18 protein-coding genes are annotated in these 18,474 nt (G+C 65.2%); 8 read left to right on the top strand and 10 right to left on the bottom strand.

Annotated elements, in window-relative coordinates:
• The first annotated feature begins 28 nt into the window (after window positions 1-28).
• Complete coding sequence (gene fmt, locus Q4G14_RS00380) at window positions 29-925, top strand: methionyl-tRNA formyltransferase (protein ID WP_303359732.1); 897 nt, start codon at window positions 29-31, stop codon at window positions 923-925.
• 255 nt (window positions 926-1,180) lie between these two features.
• The gene (locus tag Q4G14_RS00385; RefSeq protein WP_303359733.1) at window positions 1,181-2,089 is read left to right on the top strand and encodes an arginase family protein; all 909 of its coding nucleotides are present in this window, start codon (window positions 1,181-1,183) and stop codon (window positions 2,087-2,089) included.
• Window positions 2,090-2,136: 47 nt separating this feature from the next.
• Here Q4G14_RS00385 and secA read toward each other — a convergent pair whose 3' ends face one another.
• Window positions 2,137-4,833 (bottom strand): preprotein translocase subunit SecA, encoded by a 2,697-nt coding sequence (secA, locus tag Q4G14_RS00390; RefSeq protein WP_303359734.1) that lies wholly within the window; start codon window positions 4,831-4,833, stop codon window positions 2,137-2,139.
• A 199-nt stretch (window positions 4,834-5,032) separates the two neighbouring features.
• Here secA and Q4G14_RS00395 point away from each other — a divergent pair, with 199 nt between their 5' ends.
• The 4 genes from Q4G14_RS00395 to Q4G14_RS00410 all read left to right on the top strand — a co-directional run bounded on the left by Q4G14_RS00395 (window position 5,033) and on the right by Q4G14_RS00410 (window position 7,947).
• Entirely contained in the window at window positions 5,033-5,887 is an 855-nt protein-coding gene (locus Q4G14_RS00395) for a peptidylprolyl isomerase (protein WP_303359735.1), read from the top strand.
• Window positions 5,888-5,902: 15 nt separating this feature from the next.
• Complete coding sequence (gene argJ / locus Q4G14_RS00400; RefSeq protein ID WP_303359736.1) at window positions 5,903-7,303, top strand: bifunctional glutamate N-acetyltransferase/amino-acid acetyltransferase ArgJ; 1,401 nt, start codon at window positions 5,903-5,905, stop codon at window positions 7,301-7,303.
• Window positions 7,300-7,698 (top strand): 8-oxo-dGTP diphosphatase MutT, encoded by a 399-nt coding sequence (mutT, locus tag Q4G14_RS00405; protein WP_303359737.1) that lies wholly within the window; start codon window positions 7,300-7,302, stop codon window positions 7,696-7,698. Before argJ ends, mutT begins: the two co-directional genes overlap by 4 nt.
• 123 nt (window positions 7,699-7,821) lie before the next feature.
• A complete protein-coding gene (locus tag Q4G14_RS00410; RefSeq protein ID WP_303359738.1) occupies window positions 7,822-7,947 on the top strand; it encodes a hypothetical protein in 126 nt (41 codons plus the stop codon).
• 122 nt (window positions 7,948-8,069) lie between these two features.
• Here Q4G14_RS00410 and infB read toward each other — a convergent pair whose 3' ends face one another.
• The 6 genes from infB to pip form a co-directional block, all read right to left on the bottom strand.
• Window positions 8,070-10,706: a translation initiation factor IF-2 gene (infB, locus tag Q4G14_RS00415; protein WP_303359739.1), complete on the bottom strand. Its 2,637-nt coding sequence runs from the start codon at window positions 10,704-10,706 to the stop codon at window positions 8,070-8,072.
• A gap of 6 nt (window positions 10,707-10,712) precedes the next feature.
• Entirely contained in the window at window positions 10,713-11,330 is a 618-nt protein-coding gene (locus Q4G14_RS00420; RefSeq protein ID WP_303359740.1) for an RNA-binding protein, read from the bottom strand.
• 15 nt (window positions 11,331-11,345) lie between these two features.
• Complete coding sequence (gene nusA, locus Q4G14_RS00425) at window positions 11,346-12,974, bottom strand: transcription termination factor NusA (protein ID WP_303359741.1); 1,629 nt, start codon at window positions 12,972-12,974, stop codon at window positions 11,346-11,348.
• A gap of 6 nt (window positions 12,975-12,980) precedes the next feature.
• Complete coding sequence (gene rimP, locus Q4G14_RS00430) at window positions 12,981-13,586, bottom strand: ribosome maturation factor RimP (protein WP_303359742.1); 606 nt, start codon at window positions 13,584-13,586, stop codon at window positions 12,981-12,983.
• A gap of 133 nt (window positions 13,587-13,719) precedes the next feature.
• Window positions 13,720-14,172, bottom strand: a complete 453-nt coding sequence (locus Q4G14_RS00435; RefSeq protein WP_303359743.1) for a TspO/MBR family protein — start codon at window positions 14,170-14,172, stop codon at window positions 13,720-13,722.
• Window positions 14,173-14,196: 24 nt separating this feature from the next.
• A complete protein-coding gene (gene pip / locus Q4G14_RS00440; protein WP_303359744.1) occupies window positions 14,197-15,162 on the bottom strand; it encodes a prolyl aminopeptidase in 966 nt (321 codons plus the stop codon).
• A gap of 47 nt (window positions 15,163-15,209) precedes the next feature.
• Between pip and ubiG the strand changes: the two genes are divergently transcribed.
• Entirely contained in the window at window positions 15,210-15,959 is a 750-nt protein-coding gene (ubiG, locus tag Q4G14_RS00445) for a bifunctional 2-polyprenyl-6-hydroxyphenol methylase/3-demethylubiquinol 3-O-methyltransferase UbiG (RefSeq protein WP_303359745.1), read from the top strand.
• A 12-nt stretch (window positions 15,960-15,971) separates the two neighbouring features.
• Window positions 15,972-16,664 (top strand): TenA family protein, encoded by a 693-nt coding sequence (locus tag Q4G14_RS00450; RefSeq protein WP_303359746.1) that lies wholly within the window; start codon window positions 15,972-15,974, stop codon window positions 16,662-16,664.
• A 14-nt stretch (window positions 16,665-16,678) separates the two neighbouring features.
• Here the strand turns inward: Q4G14_RS00450 and Q4G14_RS00455 are convergent, their stop codons facing one another.
• From Q4G14_RS00455 to grxC, 3 genes are all read right to left on the bottom strand, one after another.
• The gene (locus tag Q4G14_RS00455) at window positions 16,679-17,152 is read right to left on the bottom strand and encodes a MarR family winged helix-turn-helix transcriptional regulator (protein WP_303359747.1); all 474 of its coding nucleotides are present in this window, start codon (window positions 17,150-17,152) and stop codon (window positions 16,679-16,681) included.
• A gap of 17 nt (window positions 17,153-17,169) precedes the next feature.
• Window positions 17,170-18,033, bottom strand: a complete 864-nt coding sequence (locus tag Q4G14_RS00460) for a carbon-nitrogen hydrolase family protein (RefSeq protein ID WP_303359748.1) — start codon at window positions 18,031-18,033, stop codon at window positions 17,170-17,172.
• 94 nt (window positions 18,034-18,127) lie between these two features.
• On the bottom strand, window positions 18,128-18,385 hold the full coding sequence (gene grxC / locus Q4G14_RS00465; RefSeq protein WP_303359749.1) for a glutaredoxin 3: 258 nt from the start codon (window positions 18,383-18,385) through the stop codon (window positions 18,128-18,130).
• Window positions 18,386-18,474 lie beyond the last annotated feature (89 nt).

The following is an 18,474-nucleotide window of genomic DNA, read 5'->3' on the forward strand; positions in this document are numbered from 1 at the left end:
GGCCCCGCACAATCAGCAGGAGGGTGCGATGCGTGTGATCTTTATGGGAACCCCGGATTTTTCGGTTCCGGCGTTGAAGTCGATTGTGGATGCCGGGCATCAGGTGGTCGCGGTCTATTCACAGCCGCCGCGTGCCGCCGGACGCGGGCAAAAGCCGCGGCCATCCCCGGTTCACGCCGCAGCCGAGGCTTTGGGCCTGCCGGTGCGCACTCCGCAGCGGTTGCGCGATCCTGTGCAGCAGGCTGAATTTGCTGCACTCAATGCGGATGTGGCGGTGGTTGTGGCCTATGGGCTGATCCTGCCGCAGCCGGTGCTGGATGCGCCGGGGCTGGGTTGCGTGAACATTCACGCCAGCCTTTTGCCGCGTTGGCGCGGGGCGGCGCCGATTCATCGGGCGGTGATGGCGGGGGATGCGGAAACCGGCGTCGCCATCATGCAGATGGAGGCCGGGCTGGATACCGGCCCGGTGCTGGCCGAGGCGCGTTGTCCCATCGGTCCCGAGGAAACCACTGCCGATCTGCATGACCGGCTGGCCGCGATGGGGGCGGTGCTGGTGGTGGATACTCTGAGCCGTTTGCCGCTGCCGGCGCGGGTGCAGGCGGATGTGGGCGTGACCTATGCCGCCAAGATCGACAAATCCGAGGCGCGGGTGGACTGGAGCCGGTCTGCGGTTGAAATTGATCGCCAGATCAGGGGCTTGTCGGCTTTTCCGGGGGCGTGGTGTGACATCGCGGGCGAGCGGGTCAAGCTGTTGCGGTCGCGTCTGGCCGATGCGGCGGGGGCGCCGGGGCAGGTTCTGGGCGGCTTTACCGTGGCTTGCGGCGATGGCGCGGTCGAGGTGCTGGAGGCGCAGCGGGCCGGGAAAAAGCCGATGGCGGCGGGCGATTTGCTGCGCGGATGGGAACTGCCCGAGCGGTTGGGCTAGGCCGCGCCCCAAGGTGCGTATTTGGGCAAACAGGAAGCGGTGGGGTGGCGCAACGGGGGCGGGCGTTGCGTGCAGTCCGGCGCAACGGGGGATTTGCGGTGTGGCCAGCATTTGCCGGGTTTTGTGCGGCACAGCCTGTGCACCGGGTGTGCACAGCTTGTACACAGGCTGTACACAGGTTGCGGGCGTTGCGTGGGGCTGTGGGGTGGCCGGGCCTGTCTTGGGTTTGTTCTGTTTTCTGAAGGGGGATCTCTGATGAGTTCGACGGTGTTGAGGCTGAACATGCCGCAATGGCAGGGCGGCGATGAGCCGGCCTATCGTTTCGGGGCCGAGTTGTTGCGCTGGCTGGCGCCGCCGCATCATGGGCCAGAGGAAACCATTGCGGTTGCCGGGGCGGATGGGGGTGCGGCGCCGATTGACCGGGGGATCAAGTGGCGCGATGCCTTGCTGGCACAGGCGCGGGCCGCGGGGGGTGCGATCGGGCGGCATCAGCCGGACCGGATCGTGACGCTGGGGGGCGATTGTCTGGTCGATCTGGCCCCGATGGCGTGGTTGCGGCGTCGCTATGGCGATGGGCTGGGCGTGCTGTGGCTGGATGCGCATCCCGATGTCATGAGCGCGGCCGAGTTTTCCCACGCTCATGCGCATGTGCTGGCCATGCTGCTGGGCCGGGGGGATGCGGATTTTGTGGCGGAGGTGCCGGAAAAGCTGGACCCTCGCCGGGTGATGATCGCCGGAATGCAGGGTTGGAACGATGCCGAAGGCCCGATTCTGGCGCAATTGGGGCTGCGGCATATTCCGCCTGCGGCCCTTGCCGGGACCAGCGGGCCGGTGCTGGACTGGATCAGGGCCGAGGGGATCACGCATCTTGCGGTGCATCTGGATCTGGATGTGCTGGACCCGGCGCATTTTTCGCCGCTTTTGTTCAACCGGCCCGATGCCTCTGCCGATGCGTTCCAAGGGGTCGAGCAGGGCAGGATGCGGTTGGAACAGGTCATGCGCCTGCTGCAAGATGTGGGTGAGGCGGCGGATATGGTCGGGCTGGCGATAACCGAACATCTGCCATGGGACATGCTGCGGCTGAAAAACGGCCTTGCCGGGTTGCCGATCATGCGATCACAGGCCGGGGCGCGGGCGCGGGCGCGGGGGATGAACGGGGCATGAAAAAGCCCCCGGCAGGCGGGGGCTGATTTCGGTTCCTGGGGGCGGGCTTACAAGGCCCCGTGGCAATGTTTGAACTTGTTGCCCGAGCCGCAGGGGCAGGGGTCGTTGCGTGACGGGTTGCCCCATGTGGCCGGGTCGTTTTCGTCAAAGCCGGGGGCGTGGGCGGATGCGGCGCCGCCTTCGGCCTCGGCGTGGTCGGCGTGCTGGCCGGCCTGCTGCGCGGTCTGTTGTTCCGCGAACTGGCGCATCATCGCCTGACGTTCCTCCTCGGTCAGGGGGCGGATCAGGGACAGTTGTTTCGTCACATCGCCGCGCAGGCCATCCAGCAGCGATTCGAACAGCTGGAACGCCTCGGTCTTGTATTCCGACAGCGGGTCGCGCTGCGCATAGCCGCGAAAGCCCACGACCGAGCGCAGATGTTCCAGCGTCACCAGATGTTCGCGCCATTTCTGGTCGATCATCTGCAACAGGATCTGCTTTTCGACCTGCCGCATGGTTTCTTCGCCGAATTGCGCGGTTTTGTCGGCCATATAGGCGTCGGTCGCCTCTTTCACGCGCTCGGTGATGATTTCCTGATCGGTGCCCTCTTCGGCGGCCCATTCGGCCACCGGCAGGTTCATGTTCACATTGTCGCGCAGGGCGGCGGTCAGCCCGTCGTTATCCCATTGTTCGGGATAGCTTTTGGGCGGCATATACCGGGCGATCAGATCGTCGATGACCTGATGGCGCATGTCGGTGGCGATTTCGCCCAGCTCGTCGGTTTCCATGATTTCCAGACGCTGGCTGAAGATCGCCTTGCGCTGGTCGTTCATCACGTCGTCGAATTTCAGCAACTGTTTGCGGATGTCAAAGTTGCGTGCCTCGACCTTGGCCTGCGCGCGTTCCAGCGATTTGTTGACCCAGGGGTGAACGATGGCCTCGCCCTCTTTCATGCCCAGGGTGGACAGCACCTTTTCCAGCCGTTCCGATCCGAAGATGCGCATCAGATCGTCTTCCAGCGACAGGAAGAACAGCGAGCGGCCGGGGTCGCCCTGACGGCCCGAGCGGCCGCGCAACTGGTTGTCGATGCGGCGCGATTCGTGGCGTTCGGTGGCCAGAACGAACAAGCCGCCGGCGTCCAGCACGCGCTGTTTGTCGGTGGCGTGTTCCGCCTCGATCCGGGCGCGCAGGTCGTCGGGGTTGGCGTCGGGATCGGCGGCAAGCGCCTGCATCACCTTCATATCGACATTGCCGCCAAGCTGAATATCGGTGCCGCGACCGGCCATGTTGGTGGCGATCGTCACCGCGCCGGGCTTGCCCGCGTCGGCGACGATCTGGGCCTCGGCCTCGTGCTGGCGGGCGTTCAGGACGTTATGGGCGATGCCTTCGCGGGTCAGGATGCCGGACAGCATTTCCGATTTTTCGATGCTGGTGGTGCCGACAAGGATCGGCTGGCCCTTGGCGTTCGCCTCTTTGATGGCCTCGACCACGGCGGCGTATTTTTCATCGGCGGTGCGATACACGCGGTCATGTTCGTCAAGGCGCTGGATCGGGCGGTTCGTCGGCACCTCGACCACGCCGAGTTTATAAATCTCGGCGAATTCCTCGGCCTCGGTCGCGGCTGTCCCGGTCATGCCGGACAAGGTGTTGTAAAGGCGGAAATAGTTCTGGAACGTCACGCTGGCCAGCGTCACGTTTTCGGGCTGGATGGCGACGTTTTCCTTGGCCTCGATCGCCTGATGCAGACCGTCGGACAGGCGGCGGCCCTTCATCATCCGGCCGGTGAATTCGTCGATCAGCACGATTTCGCCGTCGCGGACGATATAGTTCTGGTCGCGGTGGAACAGCTTGTGCGCGCGCAGGGCCTGGCTGATGTGGTGGACGATGGTGGTCGATTCCGGGTCATAGAGCGTCTGCCCCTGCGGCAGGATACCCGCGGCGGCCAGCATCTGTTCGACGGCCTCGTTGCCTTCTTCGGTGAAGGTGGCGTTGCGGGTCTTTTCGTCGATGGTGAAATGCGCGTCGTCCAGTTGCGGGATAAAGCCGTCAACGGCGCGATACAGTTCGCTGCGGTCCTGCGAGGGGCCGGAAATAATCAGCGGCGTGCGCGCCTCGTCGATGAGGATGCTGTCCACCTCGTCCACGATGGCGAAGTTATGGCCGCGCTGGACCATTTCCTCGATGCTGGCCTTCATGTTATCGCGCAGATAATCAAAGCCCAGTTCGTTGTTGGTGGCATAGGTCACATCGGCGGCATAGGCCTGACGCTTTTCCGGTTCGGGCTGAAAGGGCACCACGACGCCGGTGGTCATGCCAAGCTGGGCAAAGACCTTGCCCATCCATTCGGCGTCGCGTTTCGCCAGATAGTCGTTGACGGTGACGACATGCACGCCCTTGCCGGTCAGCGCGTTCAGATAGGCGGGGAAGGTGGCGACAAGGGTTTTGCCCTCGCCGGTTTTCATTTCGGCGATATTGCCCTGATGCAGAAAGATGCCGCCCATCAGCTGCGTATCGAAGGCGCGCAGGCCAAGGGCGCGGCGGGCACCCTCGCGGCAGTTGGCGAATGCCTCGGGCAGCAGGGCGTCCAGCGATTCACCCGATTGCGCGCGCTGCTGCAATTCGCGGGTCTTTTCGATCAGCCCCTCGTCCGAACGGGCCTTGGCCTCGTCCTCAAGCGCGTTGATCTTGGCGACCAGAGGGCGGGCCGATTTTACCTTGCGATCATTGGGCGTGCCAAAGATCTTTCTTGCCAATGCACCTAGCATTTCACCTTCGCGTTCATCAATGGCGCGCGGGGCCGGGGGGCCACTTGCCCGCACCCTTGATCCTGCCGTATTCAGGGCGTGAACGAAAAGCGGCGGGCGCGCCTTTTCGGGTTGCGCCGGATGTAGGCTTGCCCCGCCCGACTGTCAACGTCAGGCCCCCGCCGGGATGCGGGTTCGTCTGGGAAACAAAGGAATTCCGATGCGTCTTTTCCGCCTGTCCGCCGCCCTTGCCGTGACCACAGCCGTGACCACGATGCTGGCCGCGCCCGCAATTGCGCAGGACGCCGATACCGTGGTCGCCACCGTCAATGACACGCCGATCACGCTGGGGCAGATGATCGCGATGAAACAGGGGCTGCACGATCAGGCCGCCGCCAACCTGCCCGATCAGGCGCTGTGGGATCTGATGCTGGACCAGCTGATCCGCACCACCGCCGTGGCGCAGCTGGGCGAAAGCGGCATGACCGCCCGCGACAAGGCGCGGCTGGAACTGGAACGCCGCGCCTATCTGGCATCTGCCGCGCTGGAAAAGGTCGCCGGGGTCGAGATCGGCGACGCCGACATCACCGCCGCCTATCAGAGCATGTTCGGCGAGGCCGCGCCGATGACGCAATATTCCGCCGCGCATATTCTGGTGGAAACCGAGGCCGAGGCGCAGGACATCCGCCGCCAACTGGCCGATGGCGCCGATTTCGGTCAACTCGCGCGCGAACGGTCGCAAGACCCGGCCAGCGGTGCCAATGACGGCGAACTGGGCTGGTTCAGCGCCGATCAGATGGTCGCGCCCTTTGCCGAGGCGGTGAAGTCGCTGCAAAAAGACCAGATTTCCGACCCGGTGCAATCGGATTTCGGCTGGCATGTGATCCGGCTGGATGACACCCGTCTGGCCGAAGCCCCCAAGCTGGACCAGATCCGCCCGCAACTGGTCGCACAACTGCGGCGCGAAAAGGTCGATGCCGAGGTGCAGCGCATCGTTTCAGAAGCCGCCGTTGACAGGACCGAAGGGCTGACCCCTTCGCTGATTAACAACACCGAATTTCTCGACGTGAAATAAACCGGGATCACAGCCATGGCCAAAGACGACGACAAGAAGAAAAAGAAAGCCGCCAAAGCCGAAAGCAAGGCAAAGGCGGACAAGCTGAAATCGGGCAAGGGCAAAGCCGCCAAAGCCAAGGATAAGGGTAAGGGTAAAGCCAAGGCCAAGGATGCCGCCCCGGCGGCCAAGGCCGCCAAGGCCGTGTCGCCGCTGGCCCCCGCCGCCTTTCCCGACCTGCCGGTTATCGCCGGCGTCGAATTCGCCAGTGCGGCGGCGGGCGTGAAATACAAGGGCCGCACCGATGTGACGCTGATCCGCATCGCGCCGGGGGCCTCGGTCGCGGGGGTGTTCACGCGGTCGTCCACGCGGGCGGCCTGCGTGCTGGACAATCAGGCCAAGCTGCGCGGCAAGCAGGACAGCACGGCAGGCGCGGCGATCATCGTTAATTCCGGCAATGCCAACGCCTTTACCGGCGCGCGCGGGCAGGAATCGGTCGATGCGGTCACGGGCGCGGTGGCCAAGGCGCTGAAGATTCCGGCGCAGCGGGTGTTTTCGTCATCCACCGGCGTGATCGGCGAGCCGCTGCCGCATGAGCAGATCGTGGCGGTGATCGGCGATCTGGCCAAGGGGCTGAAGGCGCAGGGCGCGGCAGATGCGGCCAAGGCGATCATGACCACCGACACCTTCCCCAAAGGTGCCGCGACCCGGATCGAGGCTGACGGCGGCCCGATCCAGATTGCGGGCATCGCCAAGGGTTCGGGCATGGTGGCACCGGATATGGCGACGATGCTGGTCTATATCTTCACCGATGCCGCGATTGCGCCCGATCTGCTGCAAAAAATCCTGTCGCGTCAGGTGGATGACACCTTCAACGCGATCACGGTGGACAGCGACACATCCACCTCGGATGCGCTGATTCTGGCGGCGACGGGGCAATCCAGGGCCGCGCCGATCACCGATCTGCGCAGCAAGGCCGCGCGCGAATTTGCCGCCGCGCTGAACGGGGTGATGCTGGATCTGGCAAAGCAGGTCGTCCGCGATGGCGAGGGGGCGACGAAATTCGTGCAGGTCGATGTGACCGGCGCGGCCTCGGCCGATGATGCCAACCGCGTCGCCATGGCCATCGCCAATTCGCCGCTGGTGAAAACCGCCATCGCCGGGCAGGACGCCAACTGGGGCCGCATCGTGATGGCCGTCGGCAAATCGGGGGCCAAGGCCGACCGCGACAAGCTGACGATCCGCTTTGGCGATATGGTGCTGGCCGAAAACGGCTGGCGCGCCCCGACCTATGACGAGGCCGCGGCCAGCGACTATATGAAGCGGCAGGAACTGGTGATCGCCGTCGATCTGGGCATGGGGCAGGCCCGCCGCACGGTGTGGACCTGCGATCTGACCCACGGCTATATCGACATCAACGCCGATTACCGATCATGAAGACGGTTCTGGTCGCCGCCGTCCTGCTGATCGACCCCGAGGGGCGCGTGCTGCTGGCACGCCGCCCCGAGGGCAAGTCGATGGCGGGCCTGTGGGAATTTCCGGGCGGCAAGGTCGAACCCGGCGAGACCCCGGAAACCGCCCTGATTCGCGAGCTGAACGAAGAACTGGGGATCGAGACCTGGGATTCCTGTCTGGCCCCGCTGACCTTTGCCAGCCACAGCTATGACGATTTCCACCTGCTGATGCCGCTGTTCGCCTGCCGCCGCTGGCAGGGAATCGCTCATCCGCGCGAGGGGCAGGAACTTGCCTGGGTTCGTGCTGAAAAATTAGGCGATTATCCCATGCCGCCTGCCGATATTCCGCTGATTCCAGCAATTAGACTGTGGCTTTAAGGCAACAGATTTTTTGACCGCCCGGCCTTCCGTCATAATCTTGTCAAAAACGTTAACTTTTTAACCAAAAGTTAGTTTGTGTCGTGTTAAGGTTGAATTCTCTTGAGGAGGAGAGACTGGACCATGATCCGCACGATCATCATCGGAAGCTGCGTGTTTGTTCAAGGCATGTATGAGCGTAACACCTCGAACGGGAACATCGTCGTGCGTGTTGGCGCCAGAACATTCGAAGGGCGGCCCGTCAACTGACCCACCATCAGGGCAGGGCGCACCCCAAGTCTTGTCGATCGCACACACACACGACAGTTCGCATATAAACTGAAACGGGGCGCCCAAGGCGCCCCGTTTCATGTTTGGGTAAAGCGCGCCGGTTACAGCTTGCGCTCGACTTCCTCGCGCTCAAAGATTTCGATGACGTCGCCCTTGCGAATATCGTCATAGTTTTCAAAGGCCATGCCGCATTCCTGACCGGACTGCACCTCTTTGACCTCGTCCTTGAAGCGTTTCAGCGTTTTCAGCGTGCCTTCGTGGATCACCACGTTGTCGCGCAGCAGGCGGACACCGGCGGAACGGCGCGCCACGCCTTCGGTGACAAGACAGCCCGCCACGGTGCCGACGCCCGACACGCGGAAGGTTTCCTTGATCTCGGCATAGCCGATAAAGTTTTCACGCACTTCGGCGGACAGCAGGCCCGAGGCGGCGGCTTTGATGTCATCCACCAGATCATAGATGATCGAGTAATAGCGGATCTCGACCCCTTTCTGGTTGGCGGCATTGCGCGCCGGGGCGTTCGCCCGCACGTTGAACCCGATCACCGGCGCGCGGCTGGCCTCGGCCAGACCGATGTCGGATTCGGTGATCGCGCCGACGCCGTAATGCAGCACGCGGACGCGCACTTCGTCGTTGCCGACCTTTTCCAGCGCCTGAACGATGGCTTCGGCAGAACCCTGCACATCGGCTTTGACCACCACGGGCAGTTCGGCGACGTTTTCATCCGCCTTGGCCTTGGCCAGCATCTGATCCAGCGTGATCGCGGCACCGGCGGCGGCGCGTTTGTCCTTGGCGGCCTGCATCCGGTAATCGGCGATTTCGCGGGCATGGGCCTCGGTATCGACGACGTTCAGCACGTCGCCGGCCTCGGGCGTGCCGTTCAGGCCCAGAACCTCGACCGGGACGGATGGCGCGGCTTCGTCCACGCGTTCGCCCTTGTCGTTAATCAGGGCGCGGACCTTGCCCCACTGTTCGCCGACGACAAAGATGTCGCCGCGTTTCAGCGTGCCGTTCTGCACCAGAACCGTGGCCACCGGACCGCGGCCCACGTCAAGCTGCGCCTCGATCACGGCACCTTGCGCGGCGCGTTTCGGGTTGGCCTTAAGCTCAAGGATTTCCGCTTGCAGGGCGATGGCTTCCAGCAGGTTGTCCAGGCCGAGGCCGGTCTTGGCCGATACCTCGACATCCTGCACCTCGCCCGACATGGCCTCGACCACGACTTCATGCTGCAACAGATCGGTGCGCACTTTTTGCGGGTCGGCCTGCGGCTTGTCCACCTTGTTGATGGCGACGATCATCGGCACCTTGGCGGCTTTGGCGTGGTTGATCGCCTCGACCGTCTGCGGCATCACCGCGTCATCGGCGGCGACGACCAGCACCACGATATCCGTGACCTGCGCCCCGCGCGCCCGCATCGAGGTGAACGCGGCGTGGCCCGGCGTGTCGAGGAAGGTCAGCACCGCACCCGATTCCGTCGTCACCTGATAGGCGCCGATGTGCTGGGTGATGCCGCCCGCCTCGCCCGAGACGACGTTCGCCTTGCGGATCGCGTCCAGAAGGCTGGTCTTGCCGTGGTCGACGTGGCCCATGATCGTGATGATCGGCGGGCGCGATTGCAGGTCTTCGGTCTTGTCTTCCACCGTGTCGATGACCTGTTCGACATCGGCATCCGACACGCGCACGGCGTTATGGCCGAATTCGTCGATCACCAGTTCGGCGGTGTCGGCGTCGATGGTCTGGTTGGCGGTGACCATCATGCCCATTTTCATCAGTGCCTTGACCACATCGGCGGCGCGTTCGGCCATCCGGTTGGCCAGTTCGCTGACGACGATGGTTTCCGGCAGCTGCACGTCGCGGGCCTGTTTTTCCGCGCGCATCGCGCCGCCCATGGCCTTTTGCCGGGCTTTTTCCTGCTTGCGCTTCATCGCGGCCAGCGAACGCTGGCGCCCGCCCTCGCCGCCTTCCAGAGCCTGATTCAGCGACAGTTTCCCGGCGCGGCGGTTTTCGTCGCGGCCGGCGGTCTTGCCGCGCGCATCGCGGTCGTTGCGGTCGCGGTCGGAACCGGGGCTGGAGCGGCGCGGGCCGGTGGCGCTGACGCCCTTGGTTTCGGCGCGGGCGGCTGCGGCCTCGGCGGCGGCGCGGTCCTGCGGCGTCTGCCCGGCGGGCGAAGCCGGTTTGCGCGGCGTGCGCGCAGCAGCACCGGCACCGGCCCCAGCCGCTGCGCCTGCACGCGCGGTCGTTTCGTCGCGGCGGGCGGCGGCGCGGGCGGCTTTTTCCGCCTCGGCGGCTTCGGCGGCCTCGCGGGTGCGGCGGGCGTCTTCTTCTTCTTTGGCGCGCAGGGCTTCTTCGCGTTCGCGGTCTTCGCGTTCCTTGGCCTCGATTTCGGCCCGGCGGCGTTCGCGTTCTTCTTCGCGGGCCTTTTCCTCGGCGGCGCGTTGCGCGGTTTCTTCTTCCTCGCGCGCCTTGGCGGCGGCAAGGGCGCGCAGGCGGCGCTCCATTTCGGCCTCGGACAGACCGGCGGGGCGGCGCGAGGATGCGGCCACAGCGGCGGCGGCGGATTCGGGTGTTACGCGCGGTTTGTCACCCGTGGCGCCCGCACCCGCCTTGGGCACCACAACGCGCTTGCGCTTGGTCTCGACGACGACGCTTTTCGTGCGGCCGTGGGAAAAGCTTTGCTTGACCTGGCCGGGACGCCCGCCGCCCAGACCCAGAGGTTTCTTGCCGTCTTTATCGCTCATTCGTCATCATTCCTTCTCGGCGGACGAACCGCCGTCATGCCCGCGCAGACCCGTCAGTCTGCCCGCATCCCGTATCACTTTGTCGGTCAACCCACCCGGCGCAAGCGCGCCGTGTATGACATGATCGCGCCCAAAGGACAAACCCAATTCTGAGGCCGTCAGGCAGCCGAACCAGCGTCCGCCCGTTGGCGTCCACAGCTTGCCCTTGCCCCTGTCCGACCCGTCGCTGGCTTGCAGCAGAACCTTTGCCCGGCCCTCGGCCAGCCAGCCTTTTACCTTTTCGAACCCGGCCACCGCATTGCCCGCCTTGCGCGCCAGCGAGACCAGATCCACGACCCGCCGCGCCAGCCCGGATTCGACCTGATCGGCCAGATCGTCGGGCGCCCGCAGCGGCGTGCGCGCGGCACGGGAAAACAGCCCCTTTGCCGCCGCCTTTTCAATCGCCGCGCGGTCGGCGGCAACCCACATGCCACGGCCCGGCAGCTTTTCGGCCAGATCCGCCACCACCGTTCCGTCGGGTGCTGCGACAAAGCGGACCAGCCCGTGTTTGGGCTGGCTTTCGCCCGTCGCGATGCAGCGCCGTTCCGGCTGATCGCGGTCCTTGTCGCGCCCCCCGCGGGTCATCGGCGGGTCCGGGACTTACGCCCCGGCCTCCGCTTCGCTGGCCTCGGGTTCGGCGTCGTCCCCGGCCCCGGCGGCGGCCTCAAGCTCGGCCGGATCGACCCAGCCCAGCATGACGCGCGCGGTCATCACCAGATTCTGCGCATCTTCCAGCGACACGTTGAAGGGTTCCAGCAGGCCGTCATCCTTGACGCGCGCGCCGTCCACCGTAGTCCAGCCGCCCGCCAGTTCCCAATCGGCGCAGGTGGCGAAATCTTCCAGCGTTTTCACGCCATCCTTGGCCAGTGCCTCGACCATTTGGGGTGTCAGCCCCTCAAATTCAACCAGGCTGTCCTCGGCACCCAGGGCGCGGGCATTTTCCAGCGCGGCGCGGTTGGCGGCCTCGAGCACGTCGCGGGCGCGGGCCTGCAATTCGCCGGCGGTGTCTTCGTCAACGCCTTCGATCGACAGCAGCTCGTCGATTTCGACATAGGCGACCTCTTCCAGATTGGTAAAGCCTTCGGCCACCAGAAGCTGGGCAAAGAATTCGTCCAGATCAAGCTGATCCATGAACAGCTTGGTGCGGGCGTTGAATTCGGCCTGACGCCGCTTGGATTCTTCTTCCTCGGTCAGGATGTCGATGTCCAGCCCGGTCAACTGGCTGGCCAGACGCACGTTCTGCCCGCGGCGGCCGATGGCCAGCGAAAGCTGTTCGTCGGGCACGACGACCTCGATCCGGGTCGCGTCCTCGTCGAACACGACCTTGCTGACCTCGGCCGGTTGCAGCGCGTTCACAAGGAAGGTGGCCTGATCTTCCGACCACGGGATGATGTCGATCTTTTCGCCCTGCAATTCGCCGACAACCGCCTGCACGCGCGAGCCGCGCATACCGACGCAGGCCCCCACCGGGTCGATGCTGTTGTCATAGGAAATGACGGCGATCTTGGCGCGCGAACCGGGGTCGCGGGCCACGGCCTTGATTTCGATCACGCCGTCATAGATTTCCGGCACTTCCATCTTGAACAGTTCGGCCATGAACTGCGGATCGGTGCGCGACAGGAAGATCTGCGGGCCACGGGTTTCGCGGCGCACATCCTTGACATAGGCGCGGATGCGGTCGTTCGGGCGATAGCTTTCGCGGCCGATCTTTTCGTTGCGGCGCAGGATCGCCTCGCCCCGGCCCACGTCAACGATGATGTTGCCGTATTCCTCGCGCTTGACGATGCCGTTGATGATCGAGCCGGCGCGGTCCCTGAACTCTTCATACTGGCGGTCGCGCTCGGCCTCGCGGACGCGTTGCAGGATGACCTGTTTCGCGGATTGCGCGGCGATGCGGCCCAGTTCGACCGGCGGCACCTCGTCCGAGATGATGTCGCCGACCTGCGGATCGGCCAGATAGGGGCGGGCCTGTTCGACGGTCAGTTCGGCCTGATAATTTTCCACCGCGTCATCTTCGACCACGGTGCGCACGCGGGTAAAGGTGGCGTTTCCGGTCTTGCGGTCGATCTTGACCCGGATGTCCATTTCCGCGCCGTAACGCGACTTGGCGGCACGGGCCAGACTGTCCTCCATCGCTTCGATGACCAGTTCCGGTTCGATCATCTTTTCGCGGGCAACCGCTTCGGCGGTCTGCAACAGTTCAAGCTGGTTGGCAGAGGTGATCGCCATGCCTGTTCACTCCTTGGTGTCGGTGCTGTCGGCACCTTCGTTGTCGTCGGTTTCGATCTCGTCAAAGGCGGATTCGTCGAGATTGCCGATCTCGACCCCGGCTTCTTTCTTCTGGCGCAACATTTCGCGGATCAGGTCGTCGGTCAGCACCAGTTTCGCATCCGACAGCCAGTCGAAATGCAGCCCGATGGTGCCTTCTTCGATGTTCAGCAACACTTCCTCGCCCTCGGTCCCGGCCAGCACGCCCTTGAAGCGTTTGCGCCCGTCGATGGGCTGGCTGGTTTCGATCTTGACCTCATAGCCTTCGAAGGTTTCGAAATCCTTCATCCGGGTCAGAGGGCGGTCGATGCCGGGGCTGGAGACCTCAAGGTGGTAGGCATCCTCAAGCGGGTCTTCCACGTCCAGCGTGGCGCTGACGGCGACGGAAATATCGGCGCAGTCATCGACATTGATGCCGCCGTCGGGGCGGTCGGCCATGATCTGCAAGGTCGCGGTCTTGCCGCCTTGCAGGCGGATGCGCACCAGTTCGAACCCCATATCCTCGATCACCGGGCTGATGATTTCGGCCAGCCTGCGGTCGATGGCGGTCTTGGCGATCAGATCGTTGGACATGTGATCCTTTCGGAAATGAAAAACGGGCCTTCAAGCGGCCCGCATCCTGCATCCGGTGGGGCAGGGTGTGGACCCCCGCGCCGCTGTTAACCGCCATATAGCGGCGATGGCCCCGAAACGCAAGGGGGCGCGCTTATGCCCCTGCGCCGGGGTTGTTCTGCCAGATGCTGAAATTCAGCGCCGCTGCGACCGACAGCCACAGCAGATAGGGCAGCAGCATTGCCCCGGCCAGCCGGTCCAGCCGCAGCGCCAGCAGGCTCAGCGTCGCCACCACCAGCCACAGCAGCGCAATCACCGCCATGCCCATCCCCATCCGATGCGCGCCGAAAAAGACCGGAGTCCACAGCGTATTCAGCGCGATCTGCGCCGCCCACAGCGCCATGACCAGCCCCGCGCCGGGCAAATGCGCCAGCCGCGCGCCGGCGGCGGCCATCAGCACATATAGCGTGGCCCAGACCACCGGAAACGCCCAGCCGGGCGGGGTGAACCACGGCTTTTGCAGCGCGTCATACCAGGCACCGGGCGGAAACAGCGCCCCGGTTGCCGCAGCGGCACCACAGGCGATCAGCAAGATCAGAAATGTCATTTCGGGTTTCCATGCCTAAAGGGATCAGCCGCGCAGCCCGTCCATTGCCCGCACAAGGGCGGCGGCGATTCGCGGCTCGGACAGGGCGTGGCCGCTGGCGGGGATCATCCGCAGGTCGCAGCGCGCCCAGCCCTGGGCCAGTTCCCATGCCGTTTGCGGCGGGCAGACCATATCATAGCGGCCCTGCACGATGACGCAGGGCAGATGCTCGATCCGGTGGCGGTCGCGCAGCAACTGGCCTTCGTCCAGAAAACAGTCGTTGGCGAAATAGTGGTTTTCCAGCCGGGCAAAGGCGCGGGCGTAATCGCCGGGCACCTGTGCGCTGCTGCTGGCCTCCAGCCCGGCCAGCGCGTTTTCCCAGACCAGCCATGGCACGGCGTGGCGGGTTTCGATCACCGGATCGCCGCAGAACAGGCGGCGGTGATAGGCGGCGATCAGGTCGCCGTGTTCCTTAGGCGGGATCGGCGCGCAGAACTGTGCCCACAGATCGGGGAAAAACCGCCCCGCGCCGCCGCCATAGAACCAGTCCAGCTCGTGCCGCCGGGCCATGAACACGCCGCGCAGCACCAGCGCCGTCACCGCATCCGGGTCGGCCTGCGCCACGGCCAGCGCCAGCGTGGCGCCCCAACTGCCGCCGAACAGGATCGCCGGGCCGATGCCCAGTTCGGCCCGGATCGCCGCCACGTCGCCGATCAGATGCGCGGTGGTGTTCGCCTGAACCGAGGCATGGGGCTGCGACCGCCCGCAGCCACGCTGGTCGAACAGCACGACGCGGTAATGCGCCGGGTCGAAAAACCGCCGCATGAACGGGCTGCACCCGCCCCCCGGCCCGCCATGCAGCACGATCACCGGCTGGCCATCGGGGCGGCCGCATTGTTCGACATAGATAAAGTGGCCGTCGCCCCGCTCGATCATGCGGCGATCGAACGGCTCGGCTGCGGGATAAAGCTGTGCCGGTGCTGCGGCGATTTGTTCTGCCAATCTGTCCATCCGCCAAGTATAAGGCCAAGGCATGATCCCGCCAAGCAGGAGCCGACATGACCGCCCCCCGCCCGACCAGCATCGACAGCAGCGAAGTTTCCAAGTTCGAGGCGATGGCCGCCGAATGGTGGGATGAAAAGGGCAAGTTCCGTCCGCTGCACCTGATGAACCCGGTGCGGCTGGATTACGTCGTGCGCCAGATTGCCACCGAATTCGCCCGCGACCGCAGCGGCGCGCAGCCCTTTGCCGGGCTGCGGGTGCTGGACATCGGCTGCGGCGGCGGGCTGATGGCCGAACCGCTGGCGCGTCTGGGGGCCGATGTCACCGGGGCCGACGCGGCCGAGGGGAACATCGCCGTCGCGCAGGCTCATGCCCGGCAACAGGGGCTGGCGATCGACTATCGCGCCACGACGGCGGAATCGCTGGCGGCGGACGGGGAACGCTTTGACGTGGTGATGGCGCTGGAAATCGTCGAGCATGTCGATGGTCCGGCGGATTTCGTCGCCACCTGCCTGTCGCTGCTGAAACCGGGCGGGCTGCTGGTCATGTCCACGCTGAACCGCACCCCGCAAAGTTTCGCCGCCGCCATCATCGGCGCGGAATGGGTGATGCGCTGGCTGCCGCGCGGCACGCATGAATGGCACCGCTTCATCACCCCCGATGAACTGGCGGCGATGATCGGGCAGGGCGGCGGGCAGGTGGTGGACCGGCACGGCGTCGTCTTTAACCCGCTGCGCTGGTCGTTCCACCTGTCGCCGCGCGATCTGTCGGTGAACTATCTGATGGCGGCGCGCGCCCTGACATGAAAGGGAAACGGGATGGCTGATTATGGCAAGGTTTTCGCCCTGTGGCGCGCGGATGCCGGGGCGTTGTGGGATGATTACACCCGGCACCGCTTTGTCCGCGAACTGGCCGAGGGGGCGCTGCCGCGCGCGGCTTTTCTGCATTATCTGGCGCAGGATTACCTGTTTCTGATCCATTTTTCCCGCGCATGGGCCTTGGCCGTGACCAAGGCCGACACCATCGACGAGATGCGACACTGTGCCGCCACGGTTCATGCGCTGCTGCATCTGGAACTGCCGCTGCATATCGGCATCTGCGCCGAGGCGGGTATCTCCGAAACCGATCTGGCCGCTGTGGACGAAAGGATCGAGAATCTGGCCTATACCCGCTATGTGCTGGATGCGGGCCATTCCGGCGATTTTCTGGACCTGCTGGCGGCGCTGGCCCCTTGCGTGCTGGGCTATGGCGATATTGGCGCGCGGCTGCTGGCCGGGCCGCATGATGATCGCTATGCCGACTGGATCAGGACCTATGGCGGCGGCGATTATCAGGGCCTGTGCCAGTCGGTGGGGGCGCTGATCGACGCGGCCGCCGAACGGCGGCTGGGGCCTGACCCGCAATCCAGCCCGCGCTGGCCGATGCTGTGCGACAGGTTCCGCACCGCGACCCGGCTGGAGGCCGGTTTCTGGGACATGGGCCTGCGCCCCGACGCGGGTTCGGTGGGTTAGGTGGGTTCGGCGGGTTAGCCCTGACTCTCCAGCCGCTTGCGCAATTCGCGCAGGACGGGCAGGGCAAGGCGGACCCGCTCGGCGCCGATGTCGCGGACCAGATCGCTAATCAGCGGCATGAAGGCCGCGACCGCCGCATCGCGCGCGGCCCGGCCCGCCGGGCTGATCGAGACGAATTTGCGGCGCGCATCCTCCCAATCGGGGCGGATGTGGACGTGGCCGGCCCATTCCAGCCGCGCCAAGGTGTTCGTCATCGCGCCGCGGGTGACGTGGAACGATTCGGCCAGTTCGGCGGGGGTGCGCTCTTCGTTGACATGCGCCAGCAGGTTCAGCACCGAGAAATGCGACAATTGCATCCCGCGCGGCAACATGCGCGAAATCAGCGCCCGCGACAGTTGGTCGGCGATGAGCAGTTCCGAAAACAGGCTGGCGGCCAGCCGCTCGGGTTGCTGTTCGGGGGGGGGCCGTGTGGGCGGCATGTGGTCCATGGGTGAAACTTGCAGGCTCAGACCGGGCCAAAGGCGCGGTCGTGGCGGATCGAGGGCACGCGTGTGCGCGCCATGGTGATGGTTTCCAGGTTCAGATCGGCCATGACGACGCCCGGCGCGGTGCCGCCATCGGCCAGCACCTTGCCCCACGGGTCCACCACAAGGCTGTGGCCATAGCTGTGCCGGGGCCTCCGGTCGGGTGAGTGCGGGGCGGGGTGGTTGCCGCATTGCGCCGGGGCCAGCACGAAACAGCCGGTTTCGATGGCGCGGGCACGCAGCAGCGTTTCCCAATGCGCCGCGCCGGTGGTGGGGTTGAAGGCGGATGGCACCGTCAGGATGTCGGCCCCGGCCTGCGCCAATTGCCGGAACAGCTGCGGAAAGCGCAGATCATAGCAGATGCTCATGCCGATTTTCAGCGGCCCATCGGCCAGAACGGCGTGATCGCCGGGGCGAAAGGCGGCGCTTTCGCGGAACTGTTCGGTGTCGGAAATATCCACGTCGAACATATGGATCTTGTCATAGCGCGCCGCGATGGCGCCATCGGGGGCGATCAGCAGGCTGCGGTTCACCAGACGATCATCGCCGGGGGCGGGCGGATCGGGGCGCAGCGCCAGCGATCCGATCAACAGCCAGACCCCGTACCGCGCCGCCGCCTGCCGCAGCGCGGCCAGCGTGAGGTCATCTGATTCGGTTTGCGCCAGCGCGGTTTGCCGGGCGCGGTCGGGGGTGATGAAATTCGTCACCTCGGGCGTCAGAATCAGCGCCGCCCCTTGCTTTGCGGCCTGTTCGATCATCGCCAGCGTCTGACCCAGATGCGCCTGCGGATCGTCGCTGGCGGTCATCTGGATCAGGCCGATGCGCACGGGGGCCAAGGGTGTCATGCGGTCTCATCTGTCTGGAACAAAAGCGATTTGCCCAGACTGGCCCGAGCCGCGCGCCGGGGCAAGCCGCACATCTGCTGACGCTGCGTCAGGTTCAGGCGTTCAGCAGCGGGTCCAGTTTTCCGTCACGGTCCAGCGCGTGCAGATCGTCGCTGCCGCCGATGTGTTTGCCGTCGATGAAGATCTGCGGCACGGTGCGGCGACCGCCCGCGCGCTGCGTCATTTTGGCCCGCAATTCGGGCTGTGCGCCCACGTCGATATTTTCAAAGCTGGCGCCCTTTTTCGTCAGCAGCGCCTTGGCTGCGTTGCAATAGGGGCAGGTGGCGGTGGCATAGATTTCGATGCGGGGCATAGGCGTTCCTTATGATTATCCGCTTGCTATCTAGGGCGTCGGGGCGGGCTTTCCCATACCCCGACGCCGTTCTGCGTCGCGGGCGCGCC

This window comes from Paracoccus sp. (in: a-proteobacteria), from assembly GCF_030538755.1.
Taxonomy (GTDB): domain Bacteria; phylum Pseudomonadota; class Alphaproteobacteria; order Rhodobacterales; family Rhodobacteraceae; genus Paracoccus.

Bases quoted from the DNA above. Each gene is read 5' to 3' on its own strand.
- Q4G14_RS00395 (WP_303359735.1), top strand. From the start codon at position 5,033: ATGCGTCTTTTCCGCCTGTCCGCCGCCCTTGCCGTGACCACAGCCGTG.
- Q4G14_RS00455 (WP_303359747.1), bottom strand. From the start codon at position 17,152: ATGGACCACATGCCGCCCACACGGCCCCCCCCCGAACAGCAACCCGAG.
- infB (WP_303359739.1), bottom strand. From the start codon at position 10,706: ATGAGCGATAAAGACGGCAAGAAACCTCTGGGTCTGGGCGGCGGGCGT.
- nusA (WP_303359741.1), bottom strand. From the start codon at position 12,974: ATGGCGATCACCTCTGCCAACCAGCTTGAACTGTTGCAGACCGCCGAA.
- Q4G14_RS00420 (WP_303359740.1), bottom strand. From the start codon at position 11,330: ATGACCCGCGGGGGGCGCGACAAGGACCGCGATCAGCCGGAACGGCGC.
- Q4G14_RS00460 (WP_303359748.1), bottom strand. From the start codon at position 18,033: ATGACACCCTTGGCCCCCGTGCGCATCGGCCTGATCCAGATGACCGCC.
- secA (WP_303359734.1), bottom strand. From the start codon at position 4,833: ATGCTAGGTGCATTGGCAAGAAAGATCTTTGGCACGCCCAATGATCGC.
- Q4G14_RS00385 (WP_303359733.1), top strand. From the start codon at position 1,181: ATGAGTTCGACGGTGTTGAGGCTGAACATGCCGCAATGGCAGGGCGGC.
- grxC (WP_303359749.1), bottom strand. From the start codon at position 18,385: ATGCCCCGCATCGAAATCTATGCCACCGCCACCTGCCCCTATTGCAAC.
- ubiG (WP_303359745.1), top strand. From the start codon at position 15,210: ATGACCGCCCCCCGCCCGACCAGCATCGACAGCAGCGAAGTTTCCAAG.
- mutT (WP_303359737.1), top strand. From the start codon at position 7,300: ATGAAGACGGTTCTGGTCGCCGCCGTCCTGCTGATCGACCCCGAGGGG.
- Q4G14_RS00435 (WP_303359743.1), bottom strand. From the start codon at position 14,172: ATGACATTTCTGATCTTGCTGATCGCCTGTGGTGCCGCTGCGGCAACC.
- argJ (WP_303359736.1), top strand. From the start codon at position 5,903: ATGGCCAAAGACGACGACAAGAAGAAAAAGAAAGCCGCCAAAGCCGAA.
- rimP (WP_303359742.1), bottom strand. From the start codon at position 13,586: ATGTCCAACGATCTGATCGCCAAGACCGCCATCGACCGCAGGCTGGCC.
- pip (WP_303359744.1), bottom strand. From the start codon at position 15,162: ATGGACAGATTGGCAGAACAAATCGCCGCAGCACCGGCACAGCTTTAT.
- Q4G14_RS00450 (WP_303359746.1), top strand. From the start codon at position 15,972: ATGGCTGATTATGGCAAGGTTTTCGCCCTGTGGCGCGCGGATGCCGGG.
- Q4G14_RS00410 (WP_303359738.1), top strand. From the start codon at position 7,822: ATGATCCGCACGATCATCATCGGAAGCTGCGTGTTTGTTCAAGGCATG.
- fmt (WP_303359732.1), top strand. From the start codon at position 29: ATGCGTGTGATCTTTATGGGAACCCCGGATTTTTCGGTTCCGGCGTTG.